This is a genomic window from Paraburkholderia nodosa DSM 21604 (assembly GCF_000519185.1).
In the GTDB taxonomy this organism is placed as follows: Bacteria; Pseudomonadota; Gammaproteobacteria; order Burkholderiales; family Burkholderiaceae; genus Paraburkholderia; species Paraburkholderia nodosa.
The window spans coordinates 128,994-153,827 of the sequence record NZ_JAFA01000003.1; the positions used below are offsets into that span (position 1 = coordinate 128,994).

Sequence of the window (24,834 nt, forward strand, 5' to 3'; positions counted from 1 at the left end):
GCATCGGCTGGCTGTGAGTGGATTCTAGGCAAGCGCTCCGGCCGGATACAGACTGATTCAGGCGAATTGGAATTACGGATTTCGCAATAATCCGGCGAGATTTTAGGGCCGGGTGTTCCACGGCCTTCACGCCTTATTGCACGTGCCTGGCGCAATACTTCAGGAGATTTCGAACCCGATTGTTGTCGCAAAGAGAACACTGAATTCGTTTTCTAAGTATTTACCCTGACCCTCCGCCCGCATACATTGTCGAGATGGGCCACGCCGATGCGATGGCTCCCCACAAAAAATCGGAGGTTAGTCATGAAGTCGATTCTGAAGGCAGCTGTGCTCGCCGCCATCGTCGCCGTGCCCGCCGCTGCGTTCGCGCAGGCACAACCCCAGCAACAACCTGTGACCCGTGCCGAAGTTCGGGCCGATCTCGCGCAACTGCGCGCCGCCGGCTACGATCCGAGCGACTGGATGCACTACCCGGAAAACATTCAGGCTGCCGAAGCCAAGGTCGCAGCGCAGCGCGCGACGGCTTATGGCCCGTCGACGAATGGAACGTCGCAGTCGAGCCAGTAAGTTTCGCGACAACCCCGGCTGTGACGCCGGGTTCTCGTGCAAAGCATCAGGCCCGCCCTCGTGAGAGTGGCGGGCCTGATTCGTTTTGAAACGGATTTCCGGCCCGGCGCGGATCATGGCGCACCACGAAGCGGCGCCAGTGTGAGCGGCAAGCCCGCATCAACGGCCGCCCGGTCCACCGCCACCGTGACCGCCACCGCCGTGGCCTCCGCCACCATGGCCGCCGCCGGGGCCGCCCCCATGACCGCCGCCCGGCGGCCCCCAAGGTCCGCCGTGACCGCCACCGTGACCACCCGGACCTCCACCGTGCCAGCCACCGCCGCCGCCGTGCCAGTCGCCGCCGTGATAATCGCGACCGCCGCCACCGCCCCAGACGCCGATGTTCACGCTGCCATATGTCGGCGCATAGCCCGGCGCGTAGCCGCTGTAATAACCGGTGGAGTACGGCTGGCCATAGCCGCCGTAACCATAGTCGTAGCCCGGGGCCACCGCACACCCGGCAAGGAGCGCGATGGCGCCCACCGTGAGAACGAACTTGAACATAGCGAACTCTCCTTTCCATTTGTAAGAAAGAAGAATCAGCGTTAAGTTCTTATTGAATTGTGAGCACGGGTTACCGTTGTAACGCGGAACGCGCCTCTACGCGGCGCGTAGACGCCCGCTCAGGGATTTAGCCGCGACGGCCGAGCGCGTCCTCTATTTTCCGGTCGGTCTTGAACTGGCTGAGCGAATACACGGCCCAGATCGCGGCCGGAATCCACCCGACCAGCGTAACTTGCAGGATCAGGCAGACGATGCCCGCAATCGGACGCCCAATGGTGAAGAACAGGAGCCAGGGCAGAATCAGCGCAATCAGTAAACGCATTCGGCGAAACCTCTAAAGCGTGGAAAAAGACGAGTGTGAAAGGAATCAGTTGACGGGCGCGAAGCGCGGCACGAGTCCGCCTTCATACTCGACGAGTTCGAAGAACACGTTGGAGGGCCGCGTCCAGATCGTACCGTTCGCCGCGCGATACACGATCATCGTGACGGAAGGATCCGATTCGAGCGTCGCCTCGCAAACCAGTTCGTAAATGCCACCCTTGTAGTGCCTGTAGCGCACCATCGTGTTCCCCTCTTCGAGTGCGCAAGCCGTCCTTGCGCGACTGCGCCAGTGTAACAAGGGAAAGCGGCATGCGGACCCGTGTAGCAGACGCCGGCAGGCAAGCTTTAGCGTGACATCACTTCGCGCGGCGCCGCGCCGGACGCGCATCGGCCGCAGCCGGCGCGGCGCCGCAGATCAGCGTGACGCCGGCCACCGCCATGGCGCGCAGCGAGGCCCGCGAATCGCCGGCCCGCGCGCGCAGCGCCATGCTGTGCAATAGCGCGGAGGCGAGGCGCGCCAGCATCGGCGCGCTGGCATCGGGCGGCAGCTCGCCTTGCGCGAGCGCCGCGCGCAGGCGCCGCTCGAACGCCTTGTCGAACGTGCGCAATCCAGCGGCAAGACGCTCGCGTACCGCGTCGTCGTTGACGGCTTCCACTGCCGCCGTGCCGATCAGCAGGCAGCCGCGCGCTGCGTCGTGCGCCGGCAGATACCAGCCGAGCGCGCCGTCGAATACACGCATCAGCGCCTCGCGCAGCGGCACTGCGCTGTCCAGCGCGGACTCCATCGCCGTGCGTCCCGCTTCCACATAACGCTCCATGGTCTGCAGATAGAGCGCGTGCTTGTCGCCGAATGCGCCATATAGGCTCGGCCGGTTCATGCCGGTCGCCTCGCTCAGGTCGTCGAGCGACGTGCCTGCATAGCCATTGCGCCAGAACGTGTCGCGCGCGCGGGCGAGCGCCTCTTGCGGATCGTAGGCGCGCGGCCGCCCACGCGGGCGGCTATCCTTTTTTGTACTGGATTGCATAGAAATATTGGATCGGCGATTTTTGTTCACTATAGTACAAAAATTCGAAAAGCCCGAAAACCCCGAAAACCCGCAATGGAGGATGACGATGGATCTGTATTTCGCCCCGCTGGCGTGCTCGCTCGCCACGCGCATCGCGCTCTACGAGGCAGGCGCGCAGGCACGCTACATCCAGGTCGATACGCTCACGAAGGAGCTCGCCGAAGGCGGCGACTTCTTCGCCGTCAACGCACTCGGCCAGGTGCCGGTGCTGCGCGAGGACGACGGCTGGACGCTCACCGAAAACTCGGCGGTGCTGCCGTGGGTGGCCGACCGTTTTCCCGAGGCACGGCTCGCGCCGCCAGCGGGCACGCGCGAGCGCGCGCGCCTGCAGCAATGGCTAGGCTTCATCGGCACCGAGCTGCACAAGGCCGTGTTCGTGCCGCTGCTCGGCAAGGACGTGGACGAGGCCGTCAAGGACTATGCGCGCGGCAAGATCCCGCGCCGCTTCGGCTTGCTCGCGCAGCATCTCGAATCGCGCACCTTCCTGCTCGACGCGTTCAGCGTCGCGGACGCCTATCTCGTGACCGTCCTAAACTGGGCGCCGTACGTGGGCATCGATGTGTCGCAATGGGAGGCCGTCGCGACCTACGCGCAACGCGTGCGCGAGCGGCCCGCCGTTGCGAGAGCCTTCGCCGAAGAGTACGAGATCTTCAAGCGCACGCGGCACTGAAGCGCGCTTTGCCGGCTATTTTTTCTCGCCCGACAAGCGCTTTTTTGTCGTGCGATAACGTTGCGGTCGCCACATTCGCCGGAGCCGCACAATGGCCACGCTCGAAGCCTTGCGCATCGTCCTCGACGACCCGCATACGCCCGAAATCATCCGCAATCACGTCATCGACTCATTGCAGTACGCGCTGCGCAATCATGGCCAGGTGTTCGCCGCGAAAGAGATCGAATGGCTCGCCACGTGGGACGATGCGCGCATTCCGCTCGCGGCTTCGAAGGAGTTGCGCCGGCGCGTAGGTCAGGGCTGACGCGCGCCTTGCACGTTCAGCCGTTCGCGAGATCCGCGAACACCGTCTTGAGATCGCGGCCCGCGCGCGCACGCGCCTGCTGCACCACCCGCTCCTCCAGCTCGCCCAGGTGCGCACGCATCGTGGCGAGCGCCGCCGCGAGGTCCCCCGCCTCGAGCGCCTCGATGATCTGCGCGTGCTCGTCGGGCGCGCACATCGACGCCTTCGACGGATCGAACAAGGCCTTGTAGAGCTCCGTTTTCGCGACCAGTTGCGCCAGCGCTTCCACGAGCGCGGCGCCGCCCGCCTGCTCGGTCAGCAGCAGATGGAACTGCCCCGCGAGGCGCACCGCTTCGTCCACACGCGCCTCGCGCAACGCCTTCTTCTCGCTGCGCACGTGGGCCGCGAGCTTGCGCCGCATCGCGGCGTCGAGCGTGCCGCACAGGCTCACCATCACGCCCGCTTCGGCCACCTGGCGCGCGCGGTACACGGCGCGTATGTCGTCCTCGGAGGGCGACGGCACGAACGCGCCGCGATTGGGTTCGAGCACGAGCTTGCCTTCGAAGCCGAGGCGCGCCAGCACCTTGCGCAACGCGCCGCGCGTGCAGCCGAACGCCGCCGCGAGTTCGCGCTCCACCAGTTGCTGGCCCGGCGCGAGCTTGCCTTCCAGCAGCGCGGAAGAAATCGACGCATAGACATGCGCTTCGACATCGGACGGTTCGTCGGTATCGCGGGGCGGAGCGAGGCGGGAGGATTGGGCCATGGGCAGGCGCGCTAGCTGGGTTGGGTCGGTGGGTCAGGTCGCATTGTAGCGAGCCCCATGGCGAGGCGATATAGACGCGCGCCCATACTCGATCGCCCATGCCGGACATAGCGGGTATCGTCAGATTGTTGACAATTATTTTGTATAATGGTCAACCATACAGCTGTAAAAAGGTTGACCACATTGAACCCTCAAAACCGCTCCATTGGTTCCCAGACGCCGTCCGGCGAGTCGGCCAGCGTACTCGCGTGGTATGCCGCGATCGTCGCGATCGGCCTGAATCTGCGGCCGCTGCTCACCTCGATCAGCCCGCTCATGACGACCATTCGCAACGACACCGGGCTGAGCTTCTACGGCGCATCGCTGCTCACGAGCCTCCCCGTCGTCGCGATGGGGCTCGGCGCGTTCGGCACCGGCCTGCTCGCGCGCCGGCTCGGCGAGACGCGCGGCGTCGCGCTCGGGCTCGTGGCGATTGCCGCGGCGTGCGCGGCTCGCGCATTCGCCGCCAGCGGCGGCGCGCTCATGCTCACGGCGGCCGCGGCCGGCGCGGGCGTCGCGGCCATCCAGGCGCTGCTGCCCGCCGTCATGAAGCAACGCTTCGCCACGCGGGTGCCGCTCGCAATGGGGCTGTTCTCGGCGTCGATCATGGGCGGCGGCGGGCTCGGCGCGAGCCTGAGCCCGCTCGTCGCGCGCCTCAGTGGTTCGTGGCATGCGGGGCTTGCCGTCTGGGCATTGCCGGCGCTGGTCGCGCTCGCGATCTGGGGGGTGTTGAACGGCGGGTTCGGCGCAGGCCGGCGCGCACAGCAGGCCGCCACCTCGCCCTCCCAGGAGCATGCCGACGCGGCAATGGTGCCGGTCTGGCGCAAGCGCCGGGCATGGACGCTCGGCCTGCATTTCGGGCTAGTAAACGGCGGCTATACGAGTCTCGTCGCGTGGCTGCCCGCCTACTATCAGCAGCATGGCGCGAGCGTCGAAGCGAGCGGCTCGCTGCTCGCCGCGATGACCGTGTTCCAGGCCGCCAGCGCGCTGCTCCTGCCGCTCGCCGCGGCGGCGTTCACGGACCGGCGTCCGTGGCTCGTTCTGGGCCTGTGTGGCCAGCTCGTCGGCGTGATCGGCCTCGCCGCATGGCCCGAGGCCGCGCCGCTGCTGTGGGTCGCGGCGGCCGGCGCGGGGCTCGGCGGCACGTTCTCGGTCACGCTCGTCACCGCGCTCGACCATTGCGCGGACCACCGCGTGGCCGCGCGCCTCGTCGCCTTCGTCCAGGGTCTGGGCTTCGTGATCGCCGCACTCGCCCCCATCGTGGCCGGCCGCGTGCGCGACCTCACGGGCGGCTTCACGGGCGCGTGGATCATGCTCGCTGTATCGATCAGCGCGATGATCGTGCTCACGCTCGCGTTCTCGCCGCGCAGCTACGGGCGCTGGCTCGGCTCCCACGGTCCGAACGCAGACGGCGCGATCGCGCAAAGCCGCGCTGCGCTCGACGCCTGAGCCTCCCGTACACCTCAGATCGAGCGCCGGCGCAAGCCCTGCAAGGCGCCCCGCCGGGCCGCGGCGCTCCCATGCAACACATCGCCCGCAGCAGGTCGTGAAACGTTTGCATAAGCGCCTGTATGAATGTACAGTGCGTGCAGCCGGCCGGCCGTGCCGCCCGGTCGCCGTACCGGGTTGCGCCGCTCCATCGCGCCCCGGTGCATGGTGCGGCCCCGGCCTGTATATCGAAACGGAGAACACGACGTGCGATTCTTCATCACGGGGACCTTGCTGGGCGTCCTCGCGTCCACCGCGATCGCCGGGGAACACTACATCGAGATCTGGAATCCGCCGGAAGCCCGCACGCCCTCGGCGCATGCGGGCAATGCCGGCAAGAAGGCGCATCACGGCACCAAGCACAAGCTTGCCTCTGCCGACAAGCTCACCACCCGCAAGATCGCCGAACCGGCCGTGCGCGCTCCGGCGCCTACGCTGCCGGCTACGCCGGGCGCCCCCGGGCGCACCGCGCCAGGCAACGGCACCCTGCCGGAAATTCCGCCGCAAATCGGCCCCGATGGCAACGTGCTGACGGTGTGAGCTAGCGCGTGGCCGCAGTCAGCGGCGCACAGCACGACATAGAGCACGGCACGCAGCTGCCGCAATCACGGCCTCGAGGACCTCGAAGCGCCGCCCGTTCCCGTCTCCAGAAAAAAAACAGCCCCGTCACCGGAGAAGTGCGGGGCCGAATCCCATGTCAAGGAGATGTCATGGAGGAGACGGCTTCATCTTAGCCACGGCCCGCCGCGTGTCCAACCAATGGTTTCGCATATGCATTTCGGAGCGCATGGCGCAGCGCAACCTGGCGCTGCCGGCATATGGATAGAACAAAAAGTCGTTTCGCTCCGCGCAGCGCGCTCTCTAAGATGACCCTTTCCAGCCTGCCAGGCTTCGTGGCCGCGTTGCCCGATCACGCGCGAGCCAGGTCTCATCGCATTTCCGGGAGTCCCCCTTGAGCATTTCCGATTCGCATCGCCGCCCGCTCGTGGTGGGCATCGGCGGCACGACGCGCGCCGCCTCGTCGACCGAGCGCGCGCTCGCTTTCGCGCTGCGCGGCGCCGAAGACGCCGGCGCGCGCACGCAATTATTCGGCGGCACGTTCCTGCACACGCTGCCGCACTATGCGCCCGAGGACTCCACTCGCACCGATGCCCAGCTCGAGCTGATCGAAGCCGTGCGCGCCGCCGACGCTGTCATCATCGCGACGCCCGGCTATCACGGCGGCGTTTCCGGGCTCGTGAAGAACGCGCTCGACACACTCGAAGAACTGCGGGCCGACAATCGCCCCTACCTCGACGGCCGCGCGGTGGGCTGCATCGTCACGGCCTATGGCTGGCAGGCCGCGGGCTCGGTGTTGACCTCGCTGCGCTCGATCGTGCACGCGCTGCGCGGCTGGCCAACGCCGTTCGGCGCGGGCATCAACACGCTGGAGACGCGCTTCGAGAGCGCGCAGCAGTGCTCCGACGCCAAGGTCGCCGAACAGCTCGCCACGGTCGGCCGCCAGGCGGCGCAGTTTGCGCTCGCGTTCGGCGGCCAGGAACACTACGCGGCGCCGCTGGCGAGCGCCTTGAACGGCGTCGGCGGCGCGCAGGCCGCCAACGCGCCGCGCACCGAAAAGCGCCTGAGCCTCGCCGTCTGACACGCTGCCCCACCTCTCCCGCTTGCCCACCCGCACGCCGTCGAGCGCGCGGGGCGGGAAACGTTCCCTAACCCACATTGCCGGTCTCGCGCGGCGCGCATCGCGTGCGCCATCCCACAGACGCCGCCTGCCGCCCGGTCCACATTGAAGCCGGATTCACCCCTCGCCTCATCCGGATCATTCTGCTGACCGTCCCAGGCCACACGTGATTTGCTTGCGACGAATGATTGGTTCCACCGACATACGGCGGCCCGTACGCTGGTCCGTGTCGGCACAGTGAGTGGGCAGCAAAACACACGCGCCACCCAGAACGAGAACCCGAGCAAATCAGCAGAAGATCAGCAGGAAGCGCGGCCATGAACACACCATTACGCTACAAAGGCTACGTCGTCGCCCCCAGCGCGCAGCAACTCCCGAACGGCCTTTTCGCCGCCAATCTCACCATTGGCACGCAGCCGGGCGCGCAGCATTCGTTCGACGAACTCGATTACTTCTTCGAAGAAAGGCACGCGCTCGCCTACGCCTGCCGCTGGGCGCGCATGTGGATCGACCAGCAGCGCCGCTGCGCGTGAGTGCGCCTGCTTCCTTACGGTTGTGACAGAATAGGAGTCATACCCCCTTCACGTTAGATGCTCATGTCCGAAACCCTGAAGCATCCGGACGAAGACGCAGCCTTCATCTCCGAGCAGGACGCCGCGCTGCGACGCTGGACTCACGACACGCCAGGGCCCATCAGGATCGGATCGGACGAACGCCGCAAGATGTTCTGCCGGATGCTGCTCGACACCCACGCCCCGTACCGCCCCGCCGTGCTCGACTGGCCAACGCTCGAGCCCGACGCGCTCGGCCGCCTCACGTCGCGGCCGATCTGGGACATCGCCGTGCAGACCGAAGGCCGCGCCTCGATCCGCGTGCTGACTTACGCGCAAACTTTGAGCGACCCGCTGCTGCGCGAAGCGATCAAAATGGACGCGGCCGAGGAAGCGCGCCACAAGGCAACGCGCGCGACTCGAATTTTCTGCCCGCGAACCGCGAGGGGCTGGGCGACTCGCTCGAAGCGCGCGAGATGATCGAACTTTGCCTCGAAGAAAACGACGCGCGCATGAGCGGCTACGACGCGCGCCTGTTGCGACCGACGCTCGTGCCCACGCTCGCACGCTTCGCGCTGCGCCTCTTGAAGAAGTAGCGCCACAACGTAGGACACGCGTAGCCTGCAGCAACGCGACACGCGTGTTGTTAGCATGGCTGCATAGCCGCACGAGGAGAACGCTGCATGACCTGGACTGTCGACCAGCAACTGGAACTGAGCGCAACGCAAGCCATCGAGGCTATCCACGCGGGGCAACTGAAGGCCGCCGACTACGTCGCCACGCTGCTCGCGCGCGCGCAGGCGCTCTCCAACCTCAACGCGCTAACCGTGCTCGACGTGGAAGGCGCACTCGCCGCCGCGCAGCGCATCGACGCGCTCGGCGCAAACGAGCGCGCGCGTCTGCCGCTCGCCGGACTGCCCGTGGTCGTGAAGGACAACATCAATACGCGCGGCCTGCAAACCTCGGCCGGCACGCCCGCGCTCGAAGGCTTCTTGCCCGCCCGTCACGCGCCTTCGGTCCAGCGTCTCGTCGATGCCGGCGCGATCCTGCTCGGCAAGGCCAACATGCACGAACTGGCGTTCGGCATCACCAGCACGAATCTCGCGCCGCATGCGGGGCCCGTGCGCAACCCCTGGGATCCCGAACGAATTTCCGGCGGCTCCTCCGGCGGCACGGCGGCCGCCATTGCGGCGCGCATCGTGCCCGCCGGACTCGGCACCGACACCGGCGGCTCCACGCGCATTCCCGCCGCGCTGTGCGGCATTGTCGGCTTGCGCCCGAGCGTGGGCGACGGCGGCACGCAGCGCCGCTATCACGACCCGCAGGCCGTCGTGCCGATCAGCCACACGCGCGACACGGTCGGGCCGATGGGGCGCACGGTAGCCGATGTCGCACTGCTCGACGCCGTGATCACCGGGCACGGCCCGCTTTCGCCGGCCGCCGTGACGAATCTGCGCATTGGCCTGCCCGCGCCGCTGTGGGAAGGTCTCGAAGCCGCGCTCGAAGACGTGGCGCGCACCGCGCTCGCGAAGCTCGAAGCCGCGGGCGTCACGCTCGTGCCAGTCGAAATGAGCGAGCTGCTCGCGCTGAACGACCGCGTGAGCTATGCGATCGCGCTGCACGAGCCCATCGACGATCTCGCCGCATGGCTCGTTGCGAATCACGCACCCGCGCAAACCGTGGCCGAAGTCGCCGCGCGCATTGCGAGCCCCGACGTGCGCGCGGCCTACGACGCCGTGCTCGCCGACGCGCGCGGCGGCGACTATCACGCTGCGATGACGGTGTGGCGGCCGCGCCTGCAGCAGCTTTACGCGCAGACTTTCGCGGCCAGCGGCCTCGACGCGCTGCTCTTTCCCACGACGCGCCTTGCCGCCGTGCCGATCGACGAGCTGAACGGTTCGTCTCGCGTGTCGATCGACGGCGCGGCGCCGATCGACGAGATGGAGGCGTATCTGCGCAACACCGATCCCGCGAGCAACGCCGGCATTCCGGGCCTCGCGCTGCCCGCAGGTCTGGTCGACGCGCGCTTGCCAGTCGGGCTGGAACTCGACGGTCCGGCCGGCGGCGACCGCAGGCTGCTCGCGATCGGCCTCGCGTTCGAAGCGATTCTCGGGACGCTGCCTGCGCCGGAGATTTGAGCGCACGGGCCACCCTGGCAACGAGCAAGCCGCGCGGTGCATTCTTGCAGCGCCGATCATTCAATTAGCCATCCGGATTAAATGGCCTTGGCGCCGGGCACCCGCGCGCAGGCTGCGGCAAATAAGCGCACGCGCCACCGCTACCCCGCCTCGGCCGTGGGTTCCCCGCCCGCATCGACGGACTCAAGACGCATTTGCCGCCACAACTACGGCGCTGCCGCTACAATGAGAACAGTTCTCATTCGTTGTAAGCAAGCCCCTCACCTATGCGTCTGACCGATCTGTCCAAAGGAGCGACCGCCCTCGTGGAGCGTGTCGAGGATATCGATGCCCCCGACCCGATCGCGCAGCGTCTGCGCGACCTCGGCTTCGTTGCGGGCGAGCCCGTGCGCGTGGTTGCACGCGCACCCTGGGGCGCGGACCCGCTGCTCGTGCAGATCGGCTCGACCCGCTTTGCATTGCGGCGCGCGGAAGCGCAGCGCGTGAGCGTGACGACGAACGGGGAGACCGCCCAATGAGCCTGGCTCCTGTTACGCCGCTGCGCGTGGCGCTGGTCGGCAATCCCAACTGCGGCAAGACCGCGCTCTTCAATCTGCTGACCGGCGCGCGCCAGAAGGTCGCCAATTACGCGGGCGTGACGGTCGAGCGCAAGGAAGGACGCTTTGCCACGCCCTCGGGCCGCAAGGTGCAACTGCTCGATCTGCCGGGCGCCTACAGCCTCGATTCGACGAGCCCCGACGAGCGCGTGACGCACGACGTGCTGCTCGGCCGCTACCCGGGCGAGGCCGCGCCGGATCTGATCGTCTGCGTGGCCGACGCGACGAATCTGCGCCTGCATCTGCGCTTCGTGCTCGAAGTGCAGCGCATAGGGCGTCCGATGGTGCTCGCGCTGAACATGATGGACGCCGCGAAGCGCCGCGGCGTCGAGGTGAACGTTGCCGAGCTTGCGCGCCAGCTCGGCATGCCCGTGGTCGAAACCGTGGCCGTGCGGCGCGGCGGCGCGCAAGCGCTCATCGAGCTGATCGAGCGCACGACGGCTGAACAACCCCAGACGCCAGCAGGAACCGCAACGGCGGCAGCGGCCAACGACGACCTGCACGTCACGGTGCGCGCGATCCTCGCGAGCGCCGTGACGATGCCGCGCGCCACCGACGCGCGCGACGACGCCATCGACCGCTTCGCGCTGCACCCTGTGCTCGGCCCGCTGATCCTCGCGTTCGTGATGTTCCTCGTGTTCCAGGCCGTGTATTCGCTCGGCAAGCCGCTCACCGACGCCATCGGCGACGGCTTCACCTGGCTCGGCGCGGCCGCCGGCGCGGCGCTGCCCGACGGCCCGCTGCGCAGCCTCGTGACGGACGCCCTGTTCGGCGGCATCGGCACCGTGCTCGGCTTTCTGCCCGAAATTCTGGTGCTGTTCTTCTTCATCCTCGTGCTGGAGGAGTCGGGCTATCTGCCGCGCGCGGCCTTTCTGCTCGACCGCATGATGGTGGCGGTGGGGCTCACCGGACGCTCGTTCATTCCGCTGCTGTCGAGCTTCGCGTGCGCGATTCCCGGCGTGATGGGCACGCGCAGCATCTCCGACCCGCGCGACCGGCTCGCCACGATCCTCGTCGCGCCGCTCATGACGTGCTCGGCGCGCTTGCCCGTTTATGCGCTGCTGATCGGCGCCTTCATTCCGCACCGCATGATCTTCGGCGTATTCAACCTGCAGGGCCTGGTGCTCTTCGCGCTTTACGCCGCCGGTATCATCGGCGCGATGGCGGTGGGCTGGGTCATGAAGACCCTGCGCCGCGATCACCGCGAACACGCGCTCCTCATGGAGCTGCCCTCGTACCGGCTGCCGCGCGCACGCGACGTCGCCATCGGCCTGTGGGAGCGCGGCGCGATCTTCCTCAAGCGCCTCACGGGCATCATTCTCGCGCTCACGGTGCTGATGTGGTTCATCTCCACGTTCCCCTCGCCGCCCGCAGGCGCGACGCTGCCCGCCATCGATTACTCCATCGCCGGCTATCTCGGCCGCGCGCTGCAATGGCCGTTCGAGCCGCTCGGCTTCAACTGGCAAATGAGCCTTTCGCTGATCCCCGCGTTCGCCGCGCGCGAAACGGCGGTGGCCGCGCTCGCCACGGTGTACTCGGTGGCGGCCGGCGACGCCGATACCGCCGCGCTCGGCCACACGCTCGCGCAGAACTTCTCGCTTGCCAGCGCCCTCTCGCTGATGGTGTGGTTCGCATTCGCACCGCAATGCATGTCCACGCTCGCCGTGATTCGCCGCGAAACGCGCTCGTGGCGCGCCGTCGTGGTTTCGTTCGGCTATATGTTCGTCGTGGCCTATGCGGCCTCGTTCGTCACGTATCAGATCGCGAGGCACTTTGTATGACCGCCGGACTCGTCGCGCAATATGCGGTGATCGCGCTGCTCGTGGCCGCGAGCTTCGTCTATACGCTGCGCAAGCTCGCGCCGAAAACGGCCACGCGCGTGCAGGCCGCCATGGCCGCCACACTGTTGCGCCCGCAACGTAGCGCATTCGCACAGCGCCTCGGGCGCTTCGTGCAGCCCAAAGGCGCGACCGGCGATTGCGGCGACGGCTGCGGCACCTGCGGCACGTGCGGACCGACGCCTGCGGCAACGGACACATCGAGCACGCAGCCGGTCACGTTTCATCCGCGCCGCAAATAAGCCGCGCCAACCGCGCACAAGCGACTGTCACGGCCATTGCGCTACACTGCGCGCTGCGTCGCGCCGCGACGCGTGCAGGCTTCGCAGCGCGGCGCGTTTGATCGAATGAACCCAGACATTTCGTGCCGATGCGATCCTTGCGCCTTGCCCCTTTCATGCGGATGTCCCGGCTTGCCGTAGCCACGGCCGCAGTCGTTGCGCTCGCCGCCACCGGCGCCTGTGTGCGCCTCTCCGCGGTCGACTCCAACGGTCTCTGGAAAGTCGTCGGCGGCCAGTGCGTGCCGAACATGCGCGACACGGGCAAGCCCGGCCCCTGCACCACCGTCGACTTCCAGAAGCGCTATGCCGTGCTCAAGGACATCGCAGGGCGCGCGCAGTATCTCGTGATCCCCACCGACCGCGTGGGCGGCATCGAGAGCCCCGAGATTCTCTACGGCGGCGCGCCCGAATACTGGGTCGGCGCATGGGGCGCGGGACGCTTCGTGGAGGCGAAGCTCGGCATGCCGCTCGCCGGCAATCAGCTTGGTCTCGAGATCAATTCCTCGGAGCGCCGCACGCAGAATCAACTGCATATCCACGTCGATTGCATGCGACCCGACATCACGAAGGCACTCGCGCCGTATGGCGACATGGCGCCGGGCACGTGGCGCTGGACCACGCTCGACGGCTCGCGCTACCGCGTCACGCGCGTGACGAGCCTCTCGGACAGCAATAATCCGTTTCGCGTGGTCGAGCGCGATCTCGGCCCGCAACAGACCATGGCCGTGCAGACGATACTCGTGACGGGCGCCGGCCCCGATGCAAAGCGCAACGGCTGGCTCGTCGTGAACAGCGGGCTCGATGTCGACGGCGGAACCGGCACGGCGGAAGGCCTGCTCGACCATTCGTGCAGCCTCGCGCAAACGAAGAGCGCTTCGCAGTAACGCGTAGTCGCGCCAGGGTGCATTTCAGCGCGCGTCGTCCTCGCGCGCGATGCTCACCAGCCAGCGCCGTATCACCTGCTCCTCTTCGGCCGTGAAGCCTGCGGCCATGTGCGCCTCCAGCTTCTTCACGCGTGCGCGGCACTGCCTGAGCAGCGTCTCGCCCTCATCGGTCACGTCGATCTGCTGAATGCGCCCATGCACCGCGTGTGGGCGACGCACGATCGCGCCGCCGCGCTCCAGATTCGCGACGATCACGCTCACCGTTTGCGGCGTGAGCGCCGCGAGCCTCGCGAGATCGGCGCCCGAAATGCCGGGGTAAGCGACCAGCATGGTCAGCACGACGAATTGCGGCGGCGTAATGCCGAGATCGTCGAGCGCGCGTTCCATGCGCAAACGGTGCGCCGCACCCGCCTGGCGCAGCAGGTAGCCGAAATAGCCCGCCTCGCCGCGCTTGCCCTCGCCGACCGCCGGAATCGCGCTCGCGTGCTCGCCCCTTGCCGAAGCCGGGTCTTTCCTCGCTGTCTTGCGCATGATGTCAGAGTTCGAATATGATGTTCGTGCTCTGATATTAACGGCCAAACTCCGCGAGGTCCAGTCATGTCCAGCGCTTCTACCCGCATTGCTTACGAAACCTTCGTGCGCGACGCCGCCCCGGTGGCCGCTGCGCTCTCAGCCATGAGCAAGGCTGTCGACGCCTCCGGGCTCGAAAAGCCGCTCACCGAGCTGCTGAAAATCCGCGCCTCGCAAATCAACGGCTGTGCGTTCTGCATTCAGTACCACCTCAACATTGCACGCGAGAAAGCCGTGCCGGGCGTCAAGCTCGATCTCGTGGCCGCATGGCACGAGGCGCCGGAATACTTCAGCGAGCGTGAACGCGCGGCGCTGGCTTACACGGAAGCGCTGACCGCGAAGCTCCATGACGGCGTGAGCGACGCGCTCTACGAAGACGTGGCGCGCCAGTTTCCCGGCGAGCAGATGGCGTTCTTGACCGCCGCCGTGGCGAATATCAATGCGTGGAACCGCATTGCCGTGGCGCTGCGCTTTGCGCCGCCGGTGCGCGACGAAGCAGGCTGAGGAAAGGAAAGGTAAGGATTGCACGCATTCCTTACCTGAACTCTTTCCTCGAATTACAAAGCCGCCTCCCGCGGCGAAAGACGGCATACGATTGCGCCGACTGAGTGGCCTGACCAGCCATCTCGGTCGGGCATCGACCATATCGCACATTCACCGGGGGGCTAAACATGTCGATAAGCGCGTTATCCAACTCAAATTCACTGTATTCGACCTGGGCCGCTTACCAGGCAGACGGGCAATCCACGAGCACCAGCCAGATGTCGGGCATGCCCATGGCTTCGGATGCCTCGTCGGACTCGAACAACGTCAATCCGCTTGCTGCCGCCATCGCGTCGGCGCTCTCGTCGCTCGGCTTCACCTCGGACAGCACGGCCAGCGCGTCCGCGAGCACCACCAGTTCCGATTCTTCTTCCGGCTCCACCGCTTCGACGTCGAGCACGTCGTCCACGTCGCCCGATGCGCTTGCCGCCGCGCTTCAGCAATTCCTCGGCGCGCTGTTCCAGGCCGCCGCGCAACAGAGCGGCGTCACCACGACGGCTTCGGACGACAGCAGCGACAGCAGCGCGGTGTCGTCGGCAAGCGCTACGTCGGCGACTACGGCATCCAGCTCCAGCACGTCGTCCACGTCGAGCGATACGAGCGATACGACCACTGCGGCAGCGATGATGCCCCCGCCGCCGCCGCCGCCCTCGTCGGCAGGCGGTTACGGCAGCGATCTCGCTTCGGCGATCTCGAACCTCGCGCAGACGCTTTCGTCGGCTTCGAGCAGCACGTCCTCCGATTCGAGCACGGCAAGCAGCTCGTCGAGCAGTAGCAGCAGTTCGGACAGCGAATTGACGTCCGATTTCCAGAACCTTTTGACGGCCATGGGCGCCTCGTCGAGCAGTTCGTCGAGCGGCACGACGTCCGAGCTTCAGCAATTCCTCACGACGCTCGCGAGCAACCTGCAGCAGCAGGGCTCGGGCGCCGCGAGCGGCCTGTTCGTCAGCACGACCGCCTGACCCAAGACGTCCACGAGCGCCCGCTTTTGCAAGCGTTGGCACGTTTGCGCGCCGGTCCGCGAGGGCTCGGCGCGCTCTTTTTTCGTGACGGCGTATCAGCCGTGGGTGACAGGAAAGTTGAGCTTCACGAGCAGGCCGCCGTCGGGATGGTTCTCGACGTCGCATTGGCCGCCGCTGTCGCGCGCGAGCCGTGCGACGATGGCCAGTCCGAGGCCGCAGTGACCTTCGCCGCCACGCGCCGCATTCAGGCGTACGAACGGCCTCATGGCGGCGGGAATGCGCTCGGGTTCGATGCCGGCGCCGTGATCGCGTACGCGTATCAGGAACGCCCCGTCTTCGATCGCCGTCGAGATTTCGACCGGCGGGGCGCCATACTCGAGCGCGTTATCGACCAGATTCGTGACGAGCCGGTCCAGCGTGACCTGCGGGAGCTTGAACCGGGGACCTGCACGCAGATCGAGCACGAACAGCGGCCCGTTACCGCCCTCGATTTCGTCAGGATTGCCAAACTGGCTTTGCAGAAAACCGTCGACGCCCAATAGCCTGCCCGCGTCGGGCGACTGTTGCGCGAACTCCAGAAACTGCTGGACGATGTGGGTGAGCGAATCGACGTCGCGCAGCATGCCGTTGCGCTCCGCCTCCTCGGCCATCAGGGTCGCGCGCAGCTTGAGCCGCGTGAGCGGCGTCTTCAGATCGTGCGCAATGCCGCTCAGCATCACCACGCGGTCGTCTTCGGCCTCGTTCACGCAGCGCATCATGTCGTTGAACGACGCGCTCACGTCGCGCAGTTCGCGCGGCCCCTTGCCTTCGAGCGGCGCAATGCGCTCGCCGGTGCCGAACCGCCGCGCCGCGTGTGCGAGGCTCGCGAGCGGCTTCTGGATCTGCCAGGCGGCAAGGAACGACAGCGTGAGCGCCGCCAGCAGCATCGAAATCCCCTCGATGACGAAGTGCGGCGGCGGCGGAATATCGACCGGCACGACGACCCAGCTCGTGCTGCCCGGAAAGCGCACCCACAGTTGCGGCGGGCGCGCGTCGTCCACGGCGAACTGCGTGCCGGGCGGCAATTGTTCGCGCAGATGACGTGTCAAGTCGACTAGCGGCCTGCGCGTCGGTTCGTGCAGGCGCACGTCCTTGGGCACGTTCCACACCGGCACGCGGTGCACGCGCAACACCTCGCTCAGGTCGCCATCCTTCGGCGGCTCGAGTGAGCCGCCGAGATGCACCGGGGGCGGCAGCGTGCCGCCCCCGGTGCGCTCTTCGCTGGCCACGCGCAGCGCGAGCAGGACACCACGTGCGAAGCCATCGACTTCATGGCGCGGCGGCTGGCGGGCAAGCAGCAAAAACCAGCCGAGCTGCATGGAAAGCAAAACCGCCGCCGAGAGCAATGCCATGCGCCCGAACAGCGTATTCAACGGACTTCTCACTGAATTGCTGCGCCGTGCGCCTCCGAATAATTCGCCGGGTCCGGCACGAATACATAACCCTTGCCGCGCACGGTCTGGATATGGCGCGGATTCGACGGATCGGCCTCGATCACGCGGCGCAGGCGCCAGATCGGCACGTCGAGGCTGCGTTCGTGGAACTCGCGCTCGTCGCGATGCACGATATCGTGGATCAGCGTGCGCGAAAGCACTTTGTAGGGATGCGTGGCGAATACCTTCAGCAACGCGAATTCGCTCTCCCTCAGCGGGATTTGCGTGTCGCCGCAGGAGAGCGTGCGCATCGTGAAGTCGAGCTCGAAGTCGCCGAACCGGTAGCGCCGCCGTGCCTCGGGTGCGCTGGCGGTCGAGGGGCCGCGCCGCCGCAGGATGTTCTGGATGCGCACGAGCAGTTCATGCGGATCGAAGGGCTTGGGCAAGTAGTCGTCCGCGCCCAGCGAGAGCCCGCGAATGCGGTCGCTCACGGCGCCGCGCGCGGTGACGAAAATGACGGGAATGTCGTCGCCGGCCGCGCGCAAGGCGGCAATGGCCTCGAGGCCGTCGGTCTCCGGCATCATGATGTCCAGCACCACAATGGACGGACGTTCGCGCTCGAGGCGGCGCTGGAGGTGGACGCCGTCATGCAGCACGGCCGTATCGAAGTTATGCGAGCGCAGGAAGCGGCTCAGCAGATCGCGCACGACGGGATCGTCGTCGACAATGAGGACGCTGGGGTTCATGCCGCGATTTTAAAGCAGCGCGGGGGGCGGAACCTTGCACCGTTTCTTACCAATCCTTTCTTCGCATCGCCTTGAAAAAGGGCGGCATCGTCAGATCCCACCCGGTCAATGCGATGTCATGTTATCGAGGCTGCGCGTTCGCGAGTATCGTTCAATTCTCCTATGCAACTGCCATGGCTTCAATGCGCGAGCCCGGGCGCGACCGGTGCCGGTTGGCTCAGCATCGAACCCGCGGCCCACGCACCCAGTTGCGCCGCGCCAATGCGCTCACGCAGCCACGCGTCGAAGGTTTCCTGCAATTCCGCATGCCGCAGGGCGAAGTCGACCGTCGCCTGAACATAACCGAGCTTGGTGCCGCAATCGTAGCGTTTGCCAACGAACTCGTAGGCCAGCACCTGCTCCTCTTCGCGCATTGAATGAATGGCGGGCGTGAGTTGAATCTCGCCGTTCGTATCGGGTTTCAGCGCGCGCAAATGTTCGAAGATGCTCGGCATGAGCACGTAACGCCCGGCCACACCGAAGCTCGACGGCGCCAGTTCGGGCGTAGGCTTTTCAATGATGCGGCTCACGCTGATCACGCGCTCGTCCCAATGCCGGCCGTCGATCACGCCATGACTCGTCGACTCGCACGACTCGAATTCCTCTACGGCGAGAACCGAGGAATCGTAATGGCTGAAGATATGGACCATTTGCGCGAGAACCGGAGGCTTGCCGTCGAGCAGATCGTCGGCGAGCACGACCGCAAACGGTTCGTCGCCAATCAGCTTTTCCGCGCAAAGCACGGCGTGCCCGAGACCGAGCGGTTCGGCTTGCCGGACATAGACGCACTCGACATTGGCCGGCTTGATGCTCTGCACGAGTTCGACGAGATTCTGCCTGCCGCGCGCCCTCAGCACGTGTTCGACCTCATAGGACCTGTCGAAATGATCTTCGATGACGCGCTTTCCGCGGCCCGTCACAAAGATCAGTTCGGTAATGCCTGCACCGATGGCTTCTTCAACGGCATATTGGATGAGCGGCTTGTCGATGACCGGCAGCATTTCCTTCGGGCTCGCCTTCGTTGCCGGCAGAAAGCTCGTATCGATTCCCGCCACCGGGAACACAGCTTTACGAACACCAAGCATGATGACCTCACCTGTCTCGTAGAGGGGCGATACGACCATGGTGAAGGACGCGGGTTTTGCATTCCGACCCCGTATCTCCCCATGGCGAGTCAGCTCGGCGACAAGTTCCCAGGGTTCGGCCGGAAAGGTCTGCCGAAAAGCCAAACTCAATCATCGCACTGTTTTTGCGCGACGTGCGCGCGAGTGAAGCCGGCCGCACGCGGCGCACGCAAAGCGCGCGATTCCTGCGCCGCCCGCCGATTACATCGCATGTAATTGGCGAGCCGCGCATGTGCGCCTATCCTCAATACACGATCGAGTCCGCACCCAACCACGGAGAACCGATGAACCCCACGCGCCCCGACCCAAACGCGCCGCAAAGCGAACTTGGCACCCTGCTGCGCTATTGGCGGGATGCGCGCGGCGTGAGTCAACTCGATTTGTCGCTGGACGCCGGGATTTCCCAGCGGCAAATCAGCTTTATTGAAAGCGGGCGCAGCGTGCCGGGCCGAGACACGCTGCTGACCCTTGCACAGACGCTCGACGTGCCGCTACGCGAGCGCAACGCCCTGCTGCTCGCCGCCGGCTACGCGCCCGTCTATTCGGAAGCGCCGTGGAACGCGCAGGAAATGCAGCACGTCGTGCGCGCGCTCGAGCGGGTCATTCGCCAGCACGATCCGTTTCCGGCCATCGTCATGGATCGGCATTGGAACGTGCTGATGACCAACGACGCCGCGCCGCGCTTCTTCGGCCACTTCATCGACATGGCGGCGCACCCAAGCCCGCGCAACTTGCTACGTTTGATGTTCGATCCTCAGGGCATGCGCCCATTCCTCGCGGACTGGGAGAACGTTTCGCGTAGCTTGCTGCAACGCGTGTATCGCGAAGCGGTCGGCCGTGTGATCGACGAAGAAACACGCACGCTGCTCGACGAATTGCTCGCGTACCCCGGCGTGCCAGGCGACTGGAAAGCGCGTCATGGATCGGCCGGCACGCCCACCATGCCGGTCATTCCGCTGAGTTTCATCGACGACGGCAGTGTGCTTCGCTATTTCTCGATGGTGACGAGCGTGGGAACGCCGCAAAACATCGCCGCCCAGGAACTACGCCTCGAATGCATGTTCCCCGCCGACGACGCCACCGAAGCGCGACATCGGGAACTGCTCGCCGCGCACGCGAAGGAACACTGAGCGGTTCTCGTCCGCAAGCGCGAAAAAAAGGGCGCTCCGCTTTAGCAGAGCGCCCCAGGGCAAAACTCTCACGGCGTTCTCCGGCTACAGGGGAAGCCGGAAGGAACTCATGGTCCAGCAAGTCAGACCGCTTCAAGCGGCCTCAAGCCGCTTCGAGCACGAGCAATTGCGCGCCGTCGGCCACCTGGTCGCCTACGCCATACAAGACTTCGGTGACCTTACCAGCCGCAGGCGCGCCAATGGTGTGCTCCATCTTCATCGCCTCCATGACGATGAGCGGCGCGCCCTTCTCGACCACGGCGCCCGGCTCGACCAGCACGGCGATCACCTTGCCCGGCATGGGCGCAGTCAGTCGGCCCTCGCCGTGCTCCGTGTCGGCCGCATGCGCGAGCAGGTTCTGCCACTCGAACGCCATCGCCGTGCCGAGGCAGAACACATGAAACACGTCGCCGTCGATGAATACGCGGCCCGATACGCGCTTGTCGCCGATGGTCGCGCCGTATTCGTCCACGCCCTCGCCGCGCCACCACGTGTAGCGCGCCGCGTGCGCCGCATAGGCCAGGGTTTCCTCGCCGCCGTCATGCGTATGCGCCACTGTGAACGCGGTATCGCTTTCGACATCGCGCCAGGAGAGCGATTGCGCGAAGCCGCTATTCAGGCGCCAGTGCGAAAGCGCGTGCCACGGGGACGCACCATGCGCCGCGCCGCCCTCACGGCCCAGCAGCGCTGCACACGCGAGCGCGAGCGCTTCGCGAACCGGCTTCTGCTGCGGCGAGAACAATGCGTCATGGTTACGCTCGATCAGGCCCGTGTCGAGATCGGCGCTCGCAAATGGCTCACAGGTCACGAGCCGCTGCAGAAATTCGACGTTCGTATGCGGGCCCACCACCTCGCACGCTTCGAGCGCACGCTTCATACGCGCAAGCGCGTCCTCGCGCGTGGCGCCGTGCACGATCAGCTTCGCGATCATCGGATCGTAGAACGGCGTGATGGTGTCGCCTTCGCGCACGCCGCTGTCGATGCGCACGCTCGCGCGCTGGCCCGCGTCACCGAGCCGGAACTCGACGCCCTCCGGCATGCGCAGATGCTTGAGCGTGCCCGTGGAGGGCAGGAAACCGCGCGCCGGATTTTCCGCGTAAATGCGCGCCTCGAGTGCATGGCCCGTGATCGAAAGCTGCGACTGCCCGAGCGGCAGCGGCTCGCCCGCCGCCACGCGCAACTGCCATTCGACGAGATCGAGGCCCGTGATCATCTCCGTCACCGGGTGCTCGACCTGCAGGCGCGTGTTCATCTCCATGAAGTAGAAGTCGCCGCCCGTCATGATGAATTCGACGGTGCCCGCGCCTTCGTAGTGCACGGCGCGCGCCGCGGCCACGGCCGCCTCGCCCATGGCGCGGCGCACGCCGTCTTCGAGACCCGGCGCGGGCGCCTCTTCGAGCACTTTCTGGTGACGGCGCTGCACTGAGCAGTCGCGGTCGAACAGGTAGACCGCGCCACCATGTTTGTCGGCGAACACCTGAACTTCGACGTGACGCGGCCGCGTGAGGTACTTCTCGATCAGCACGCGGTCGTTGCCGAAGCTGCTGGCCGCCTCGCGCTTGCACGAGGCGAGCGCCGCCGCGAAGTCCTCGCTGCGCTCGACCACACGCATGCCCTTGCCGCCGCCGCCCGCGCTCGCCTTGAGCAGCACGGGGTAGCCCATTGCATCGGCTTCGCGTTGCAGAAGCGCGGGGTCCTGGTCGTCGCCGTGGTAGCCCGGCACGAGCGGCACGGCCGCCGCATGCATCAGCGCCTTCGCGGCCGCTTTCGAGCCCATGGCGGCGATCGCCTCGACCGGCGGCCCGATGAAGACGATGCCGGCCGCTTCGCACGCGCGGGCAAAGTCTTCGTTCTCCGAAAGAAAACCGTAGCCGGGGTGAATCGCTTGCGCACCCGTGGCACGCGCGGCGTCGATGATGCGCTCATAGCGCAAATAGCTTTGTGCCGCGGCCGCTTCGCCGATATGCACGGCTTCGTCGCAGGCCGCGACGTGCTTGGCGTTCGCGTCGGCGTCCGAGTACACGGCCACGCTCTTTACGCCAAGCCGCCTGCACGTCGCCGCAACCCGGCACGCAATTTCGCCGCGGTTGGCGATCAGGATTTTGTTGAACATGTGCTGTCCTCGCTTCGTTGCCTGCTTCTTGCCTTATTGATCGCGCCAGCGCGGCGTGCGCTTTTCAAGGAACGCCGACACGCCGTCGCGCCCCTCCTCGCTCGCGCGAATACGCGCGATGCGAACGGCGGTGCCTTCGATCAGGGCGTCGTCGATCGTCTGGCCGGCGATGTCCTGCACGAGCTGCTTGCACTCGCGCACGGCATTCGGGCTGTTCGCGCAGAGCGTTTCGGTGATGCGTTGCACGGTGGCGTCGAGGGCTTCGGCGCTCACGGCCTCGCTCACGAGGCCAAGCCGCTGCGCGGTGGCGCAGTCGAAGGCTTCGGCCGTGACGAAGTAGCGGCGCGAAGCCTGCTCGCCCAGCGCGCGGATCACATAAGGCGCGATCGTGGCGGGCATGAGGCCGAGGCGCGCTTCGGAAAGGCAGAAGTGCGCGGTCTCCACGGCCACCACGATGTCCGCCGCACACACGAGGCCCATGCCGCCCGCGTAGGCGTCGCCATGCACGCGCGCGACGACCGGCTTCGGGCAGCGGTAGACAGCCGAGAGCATCTGCGCGAGACGCATGGCGTCCGCGCGATTCTCTGCATCGGAGTAGCCGGCCATCTTGCGCATCCAGTTCAGATCCGCGCCTGCGCAAAAGGCCTTGCCGTTGCCGGCGAGCACGATCGCGCGCACATCGTCGCGCGCGCCGAGCGCGGTGAACGCAGCCGTGACGTCTGCGATCATCGCTTCGTTGAACGCGTTGCGCACCTCAGGACGATTGAGCGTGACAGTCGCCACGTGTCCGGCGAACTCTACGGTGAGCGTTTCGTATTGCATTGTCTGGTCCTCAATGCATCACATGCGGAACACGCCGAAGCGCGTCTCTTCGATCGGCGCGTTCATCGTGGCGGAAAGGCCCAGGCCGAGCACGTCGCGCGTTTGCGCCGGGTCGATCACGCCGTCGTCCCACAGACGTGCGCTCGCGTAATACGGATGGCCCTGCAATTCGTACTGGTCGCGAATCGGCTGCTTGAACGCATTTTCCTCTTCGGCGCTCCACGTGCCGCCCTTCGCTTCGATGCCGTCGCGGCGCACCGTGGCGAGCACGGATGCGGCCTGCTCGCCGCCCATCACCGAAATGCGCGCGTTCGGCCACATCCACAGGAAGCGCGGCGAATACGCGCGGCCGCACATGCCGTAGTTGCCCGCGCCGAACGAACCGCCAATGATGACCGTGAATTTCGGCACCTTGGCCGTGGCCACTGCCGTCACCATCTTCGCGCCGTTGCGCGCAATGCCCTCGTTCTCGTACTTGCGGCCCACCATGAAGCCCGTGATGTTCTGCAGGAACACCAGCGGAATCTTGCGCTGGCAGCACAGCTCGATGAAGTGCGTGCCCTTCAGCGCCGATTCGGAAAACAGAATGCCGTTGTTCGCGATGATGCCGACCGGGTGGCCCCAGATGTGCGCAAAGCCCGTCACGAGCGTGGTGCCGTAGCGCGCCTTGAATTCATCGAAAGCCGAGTCGTCGACGATGCGGGCGATCACCTCGCGCACGTCGAAGGGCTTGCGCGTATCCACGGGAATCACGCCGTAGAGGCTTTTCGCGTCGAAGCGCGGCGGCAGCGGCTCGCGCAGCACCACGGGCGGCGTTTTCGTGCGGTTCAGGTTGCCGACGATCGAACGCGCGATGGCCAGCGCGTGCGCATCGTTCTGCGCGAGATGGTCGACCACGCCGGACAGGCGCGTGTGGACGTCGCCCCCGCCCAGGTCCTCGGCGCTCACTTCCTCGCCCGTCGCCGCTTTCACGAGCGGCGGGCCGCCGAGGAAAATCGTGCCCTGGTTCTTCACGATGATCGACTCGTCGCTCATGGCCGGCACATACGCGCCGCCCGCCGTGCACGAGCCCATCACCACCGCGATCTGTGGAATACCCTGCGAAGAGAGATTCGCCTGGTTGTAAAAGATGCGGCCGAAGTGATCGCGGTCCGGAAACACCTCGTCCTGATTCGGCAGGTTCGCGCCGCCCGAATCAACGAGATACACGCAGGGCAGGTTGTTTTCCTGGGCGATTTCCTGCGCGCGCACGTGCTTCTTCACCGTGACCGGATAGTACGTGCCGCCCTTCACCGTGGCGTCATTGCAAACGATCACACATTCTTGCCCCGCAATGCGGCCAATGCCCGTGATGACGCCCGCGCCCGGCGCGTCGTCGTTGTACATGCCGTAGGCCGCGAGTTGCGAGAGCTCCAGAAACGGCGTGCCCGGATCGAGCAGCTGCGCGATGCGATCGCGCGGCAGCAGCTTGCCGCGCGAGAGGTGCTTGTCGCGCGCGGCCTCGCCGCCGCCCAGCGAAAGCTTCTGGATCTTCTCGCGCAGGTCCGCGACGAGCGCTTCCAGTGCCGCCGTATTGGCCTTGAAGTCTTCCGAACGCGGATTGAGCTTCGATTCGATGACCGGCATC

Annotated in this window: 30 protein-coding genes and 1 pseudogene; 16 read left to right on the plus strand and 15 right to left on the minus strand. The window is 66.4% G+C overall.

The features are described from left to right. Positions 1–303 precede the first annotated feature (303 nt). On the plus strand, positions 304–567 hold the full coding sequence (locus tag A3CW_RS45315; RefSeq protein ID WP_035512435.1) for a DUF4148 domain-containing protein: 264 nt from the start codon (positions 304–306) through the stop codon (positions 565–567). Between the two features lie 159 nt (positions 568–726). Here A3CW_RS45315 and A3CW_RS50750 read toward each other — a convergent pair whose 3' ends face one another. From A3CW_RS50750 to A3CW_RS0105115, 4 genes are all read right to left on the minus strand, one after another. Beyond that, a complete protein-coding gene (locus A3CW_RS50750; RefSeq protein WP_081771530.1) occupies positions 727–1,110 on the minus strand; it encodes a hypothetical protein in 384 nt (127 codons plus the stop codon). A gap of 127 nt (positions 1,111–1,237) precedes the next feature. Then, a complete protein-coding gene (locus tag A3CW_RS0105105; protein WP_028202596.1) occupies positions 1,238–1,432 on the minus strand; it encodes a YqaE/Pmp3 family membrane protein in 195 nt (64 codons plus the stop codon). 45 nt (positions 1,433–1,477) lie between these two features. After that, positions 1,478–1,672, minus strand: a complete 195-nt coding sequence (locus tag A3CW_RS0105110) for a DUF1653 domain-containing protein (protein WP_028202597.1) — start codon at positions 1,670–1,672, stop codon at positions 1,478–1,480. 115 nt (positions 1,673–1,787) lie between these two features. After that, positions 1,788–2,456, minus strand: a complete 669-nt coding sequence (locus A3CW_RS0105115) for a TetR/AcrR family transcriptional regulator (RefSeq protein ID WP_028202598.1) — start codon at positions 2,454–2,456, stop codon at positions 1,788–1,790. A gap of 88 nt (positions 2,457–2,544) precedes the next feature. Here A3CW_RS0105115 and A3CW_RS0105120 point away from each other — a divergent pair, with 88 nt between their 5' ends. Both A3CW_RS0105120 and A3CW_RS0105125 read left to right on the plus strand, forming a co-directional pair. Next, positions 2,545–3,168 carry a glutathione binding-like protein gene (locus A3CW_RS0105120; RefSeq protein ID WP_028202599.1) on the plus strand — a complete coding sequence of 208 codons (624 nt, stop codon included), beginning with the start codon at positions 2,545–2,547 and terminating at the stop codon, positions 3,166–3,168. 91 nt (positions 3,169–3,259) lie between these two features. Continuing rightward, positions 3,260–3,472 (plus strand): hypothetical protein, encoded by a 213-nt coding sequence (locus A3CW_RS0105125; RefSeq protein ID WP_028202600.1) that lies wholly within the window; start codon positions 3,260–3,262, stop codon positions 3,470–3,472. A gap of 16 nt (positions 3,473–3,488) precedes the next feature. On the opposite strand, the gene A3CW_RS0105130 is transcribed toward A3CW_RS0105125, so the two are convergent. Continuing rightward, positions 3,489–4,214 carry a GntR family transcriptional regulator gene (locus A3CW_RS0105130; RefSeq protein ID WP_028202601.1) on the minus strand — a complete coding sequence of 242 codons (726 nt, stop codon included), beginning with the start codon at positions 4,212–4,214 and terminating at the stop codon, positions 3,489–3,491. A gap of 204 nt (positions 4,215–4,418) precedes the next feature. Between A3CW_RS0105130 and A3CW_RS45320 the strand changes: the two genes are divergently transcribed. The 10 genes and pseudogenes from A3CW_RS45320 to A3CW_RS0105185 all read left to right on the plus strand — a co-directional run bounded on the left by A3CW_RS45320 (position 4,419) and on the right by A3CW_RS0105185 (position 13,707). Continuing rightward, a complete protein-coding gene (locus A3CW_RS45320) occupies positions 4,419–5,702 on the plus strand; it encodes a cyanate transporter (RefSeq protein WP_245623551.1) in 1,284 nt (427 codons plus the stop codon). A 246-nt stretch (positions 5,703–5,948) separates the two neighbouring features. Beyond that, positions 5,949–6,281: a hypothetical protein gene (locus tag A3CW_RS45325; protein ID WP_035512371.1), complete on the plus strand. Its 333-nt coding sequence runs from the start codon at positions 5,949–5,951 to the stop codon at positions 6,279–6,281. A 412-nt stretch (positions 6,282–6,693) separates the two neighbouring features. After that, positions 6,694–7,380 (plus strand): NADPH-dependent FMN reductase, encoded by a 687-nt coding sequence (locus tag A3CW_RS45330; protein ID WP_051481241.1) that lies wholly within the window; start codon positions 6,694–6,696, stop codon positions 7,378–7,380. A gap of 356 nt (positions 7,381–7,736) precedes the next feature. Beyond that, a complete protein-coding gene (locus tag A3CW_RS0105150) occupies positions 7,737–7,952 on the plus strand; it encodes a hypothetical protein (protein WP_028202602.1) in 216 nt (71 codons plus the stop codon). A 63-nt stretch (positions 7,953–8,015) separates the two neighbouring features. Next, positions 8,016–8,566: pseudogene (locus A3CW_RS0105155) on the plus strand (hypothetical protein). Positions 8,567–8,653: 87 nt separating this feature from the next. Beyond that, on the plus strand, positions 8,654–10,108 hold the full coding sequence (iaaH, locus tag A3CW_RS0105165; protein ID WP_028202604.1) for an indoleacetamide hydrolase: 1,455 nt from the start codon (positions 8,654–8,656) through the stop codon (positions 10,106–10,108). 266 nt (positions 10,109–10,374) lie between these two features. Next, positions 10,375–10,626, plus strand: coding sequence for a FeoA family protein (locus tag A3CW_RS0105170; protein ID WP_028202605.1), 252 nt, complete (start codon positions 10,375–10,377; stop codon positions 10,624–10,626). Next, positions 10,623–12,485: a ferrous iron transporter B gene (feoB, locus tag A3CW_RS0105175; protein ID WP_028202606.1), complete on the plus strand. Its 1,863-nt coding sequence runs from the start codon at positions 10,623–10,625 to the stop codon at positions 12,483–12,485. The genes A3CW_RS0105170 and feoB overlap by 4 nt, the downstream gene beginning before the upstream one ends. Continuing rightward, a complete protein-coding gene (locus A3CW_RS0105180) occupies positions 12,482–12,784 on the plus strand; it encodes a DUF6587 family protein (RefSeq protein WP_028202607.1) in 303 nt (100 codons plus the stop codon). Before feoB ends, A3CW_RS0105180 begins: the two co-directional genes overlap by 4 nt. Positions 12,785–12,939: 155 nt before the next feature. Then, on the plus strand, positions 12,940–13,707 hold the full coding sequence (locus tag A3CW_RS0105185; RefSeq protein WP_245623543.1) for a CDP-diacylglycerol diphosphatase: 768 nt from the start codon (positions 12,940–12,942) through the stop codon (positions 13,705–13,707). Positions 13,708–13,731: 24 nt separating this feature from the next. Here the strand turns inward: A3CW_RS0105185 and A3CW_RS0105190 are convergent, their stop codons facing one another. Beyond that, positions 13,732–14,238, minus strand: a complete 507-nt coding sequence (locus A3CW_RS0105190; RefSeq protein WP_028202609.1) for a MarR family winged helix-turn-helix transcriptional regulator — start codon at positions 14,236–14,238, stop codon at positions 13,732–13,734. 66 nt (positions 14,239–14,304) lie between these two features. Between A3CW_RS0105190 and A3CW_RS0105195 the strand changes: the two genes are divergently transcribed. Further along, positions 14,305–14,781 (plus strand): carboxymuconolactone decarboxylase family protein, encoded by a 477-nt coding sequence (locus A3CW_RS0105195; RefSeq protein WP_028202610.1) that lies wholly within the window; start codon positions 14,305–14,307, stop codon positions 14,779–14,781. A 220-nt stretch (positions 14,782–15,001) separates the two neighbouring features. Here the strand turns inward: A3CW_RS0105195 and A3CW_RS0105200 are convergent, their stop codons facing one another. The 3 genes from A3CW_RS0105200 to A3CW_RS52230 are packed head-to-tail and all read right to left on the minus strand — an operon-like array spanning position 15,002 to position 15,649. Further along, a complete protein-coding gene (locus A3CW_RS0105200; protein ID WP_028202611.1) occupies positions 15,002–15,229 on the minus strand; it encodes a hypothetical protein in 228 nt (75 codons plus the stop codon). A 27-nt stretch (positions 15,230–15,256) separates the two neighbouring features. Continuing rightward, positions 15,257–15,433 carry a hypothetical protein gene (locus tag A3CW_RS52225; RefSeq protein ID WP_154677861.1) on the minus strand — a complete coding sequence of 59 codons (177 nt, stop codon included), beginning with the start codon at positions 15,431–15,433 and terminating at the stop codon, positions 15,257–15,259. Between the two features lie 51 nt (positions 15,434–15,484). Next, complete coding sequence (locus tag A3CW_RS52230; protein WP_154677862.1) at positions 15,485–15,649, minus strand: hypothetical protein; 165 nt, start codon at positions 15,647–15,649, stop codon at positions 15,485–15,487. Here A3CW_RS52230 and A3CW_RS54245 point away from each other — a divergent pair. Beyond that, on the plus strand, positions 15,648–15,782 hold the full coding sequence (locus tag A3CW_RS54245) for a hypothetical protein (RefSeq protein WP_281175080.1): 135 nt from the start codon (positions 15,648–15,650) through the stop codon (positions 15,780–15,782). The genes A3CW_RS52230 and A3CW_RS54245 overlap by 2 nt on opposite strands. Before the next feature lie 95 nt (positions 15,783–15,877). On the opposite strand, the gene A3CW_RS0105220 is transcribed toward A3CW_RS54245, so the two are convergent. From A3CW_RS0105220 to galU, 3 genes are all read right to left on the minus strand, one after another. Next, positions 15,878–17,206: an ATP-binding protein gene (locus tag A3CW_RS0105220; RefSeq protein ID WP_028202612.1), complete on the minus strand. Its 1,329-nt coding sequence runs from the start codon at positions 17,204–17,206 to the stop codon at positions 15,878–15,880. Beyond that, positions 17,203–17,940 carry a response regulator gene (locus A3CW_RS0105225; RefSeq protein WP_028202613.1) on the minus strand — a complete coding sequence of 246 codons (738 nt, stop codon included), beginning with the start codon at positions 17,938–17,940 and terminating at the stop codon, positions 17,203–17,205. Before A3CW_RS0105225 ends, A3CW_RS0105220 begins: the two co-directional genes overlap by 4 nt. A gap of 179 nt (positions 17,941–18,119) precedes the next feature. Then, on the minus strand, positions 18,120–19,064 hold the full coding sequence (gene galU, locus A3CW_RS45335) for a UTP--glucose-1-phosphate uridylyltransferase GalU (protein WP_081771542.1): 945 nt from the start codon (positions 19,062–19,064) through the stop codon (positions 18,120–18,122). Positions 19,065–19,387: 323 nt separating this feature from the next. Here galU and A3CW_RS0105235 point away from each other — a divergent pair, with 323 nt between their 5' ends. Then, complete coding sequence (locus tag A3CW_RS0105235; RefSeq protein WP_028202614.1) at positions 19,388–20,233, plus strand: helix-turn-helix domain-containing protein; 846 nt, start codon at positions 19,388–19,390, stop codon at positions 20,231–20,233. Between the two features lie 142 nt (positions 20,234–20,375). On the opposite strand, the gene A3CW_RS0105240 is transcribed toward A3CW_RS0105235, so the two are convergent. From A3CW_RS0105240 to A3CW_RS0105250, 3 genes are read right to left on the minus strand one after another with little or no spacing between them, the layout of a single operon-like run. Further along, a complete protein-coding gene (locus tag A3CW_RS0105240; protein WP_028202615.1) occupies positions 20,376–22,385 on the minus strand; it encodes an acetyl/propionyl/methylcrotonyl-CoA carboxylase subunit alpha in 2,010 nt (669 codons plus the stop codon). Between the two features lie 33 nt (positions 22,386–22,418). Next, positions 22,419–23,207, minus strand: coding sequence for an enoyl-CoA hydratase/isomerase family protein (locus A3CW_RS0105245; protein WP_028202616.1), 789 nt, complete (start codon positions 23,205–23,207; stop codon positions 22,419–22,421). An 18-nt stretch (positions 23,208–23,225) separates the two neighbouring features. Continuing rightward, positions 23,226–24,833: a carboxyl transferase domain-containing protein gene (locus A3CW_RS0105250; RefSeq protein WP_028202617.1), complete on the minus strand. Its 1,608-nt coding sequence runs from the start codon at positions 24,831–24,833 to the stop codon at positions 23,226–23,228. Between the last annotated feature and the right edge of the window lies 1 nt (position 24,834).

Excerpts from the sequence above, each read along its gene's own strand:
- A3CW_RS0105225 (WP_028202613.1), bottom strand. The coding sequence starts at position 17,940 with ATGAACCCCAGCGTCCTCATTGTCGACGACGATCCCGTCGTGCGCGAT.
- A3CW_RS52230 (WP_154677862.1), bottom strand. The coding sequence starts at position 15,649 with ATGGCCGTCAAAAGGTTCTGGAAATCGGACGTCAATTCGCTGTCCGAA.
- A3CW_RS0105245 (WP_028202616.1), bottom strand. The coding sequence starts at position 23,207 with ATGCAATACGAAACGCTCACCGTAGAGTTCGCCGGACACGTGGCGACT.
- galU (WP_081771542.1), bottom strand. The coding sequence starts at position 19,064 with ATGCTTGGTGTTCGTAAAGCTGTGTTCCCGGTGGCGGGAATCGATACG.
- feoB (WP_028202606.1), top strand. The coding sequence starts at position 10,623 with ATGAGCCTGGCTCCTGTTACGCCGCTGCGCGTGGCGCTGGTCGGCAAT.
- A3CW_RS0105195 (WP_028202610.1), top strand. The coding sequence starts at position 14,305 with ATGTCCAGCGCTTCTACCCGCATTGCTTACGAAACCTTCGTGCGCGAC.
- A3CW_RS0105125 (WP_028202600.1), top strand. The coding sequence starts at position 3,260 with ATGGCCACGCTCGAAGCCTTGCGCATCGTCCTCGACGACCCGCATACG.
- A3CW_RS50750 (WP_081771530.1), bottom strand. The coding sequence starts at position 1,110 with ATGTTCAAGTTCGTTCTCACGGTGGGCGCCATCGCGCTCCTTGCCGGG.
- A3CW_RS0105180 (WP_028202607.1), top strand. The coding sequence starts at position 12,482 with ATGACCGCCGGACTCGTCGCGCAATATGCGGTGATCGCGCTGCTCGTG.
- A3CW_RS0105120 (WP_028202599.1), top strand. The coding sequence starts at position 2,545 with ATGGATCTGTATTTCGCCCCGCTGGCGTGCTCGCTCGCCACGCGCATC.
- A3CW_RS0105115 (WP_028202598.1), bottom strand. The coding sequence starts at position 2,456 with ATGCAATCCAGTACAAAAAAGGATAGCCGCCCGCGTGGGCGGCCGCGC.
- A3CW_RS0105250 (WP_028202617.1), bottom strand. The coding sequence starts at position 24,833 with ATGCCGGTCATCGAATCGAAGCTCAATCCGCGTTCGGAAGACTTCAAG.
- A3CW_RS0105185 (WP_245623543.1), top strand. The coding sequence starts at position 12,940 with ATGCGGATGTCCCGGCTTGCCGTAGCCACGGCCGCAGTCGTTGCGCTC.
- A3CW_RS45315 (WP_035512435.1), top strand. The coding sequence starts at position 304 with ATGAAGTCGATTCTGAAGGCAGCTGTGCTCGCCGCCATCGTCGCCGTG.
- A3CW_RS0105110 (WP_028202597.1), bottom strand. The coding sequence starts at position 1,672 with ATGGTGCGCTACAGGCACTACAAGGGTGGCATTTACGAACTGGTTTGC.
- A3CW_RS0105170 (WP_028202605.1), top strand. The coding sequence starts at position 10,375 with ATGCGTCTGACCGATCTGTCCAAAGGAGCGACCGCCCTCGTGGAGCGT.
- A3CW_RS0105150 (WP_028202602.1), top strand. The coding sequence starts at position 7,737 with ATGAACACACCATTACGCTACAAAGGCTACGTCGTCGCCCCCAGCGCG.
- A3CW_RS0105105 (WP_028202596.1), bottom strand. The coding sequence starts at position 1,432 with ATGCGTTTACTGATTGCGCTGATTCTGCCCTGGCTCCTGTTCTTCACC.
- A3CW_RS0105190 (WP_028202609.1), bottom strand. The coding sequence starts at position 14,238 with ATGCGCAAGACAGCGAGGAAAGACCCGGCTTCGGCAAGGGGCGAGCAC.
- A3CW_RS0105235 (WP_028202614.1), top strand. The coding sequence starts at position 19,388 with ATGAACCCCACGCGCCCCGACCCAAACGCGCCGCAAAGCGAACTTGGC.
- A3CW_RS54245 (WP_281175080.1), top strand. The coding sequence starts at position 15,648 with ATGGGCGCCTCGTCGAGCAGTTCGTCGAGCGGCACGACGTCCGAGCTT.
- A3CW_RS0105240 (WP_028202615.1), bottom strand. The coding sequence starts at position 22,385 with ATGTTCAACAAAATCCTGATCGCCAACCGCGGCGAAATTGCGTGCCGG.
- iaaH (WP_028202604.1), top strand. The coding sequence starts at position 8,654 with ATGACCTGGACTGTCGACCAGCAACTGGAACTGAGCGCAACGCAAGCC.
- A3CW_RS0105130 (WP_028202601.1), bottom strand. The coding sequence starts at position 4,214 with ATGGCCCAATCCTCCCGCCTCGCTCCGCCCCGCGATACCGACGAACCG.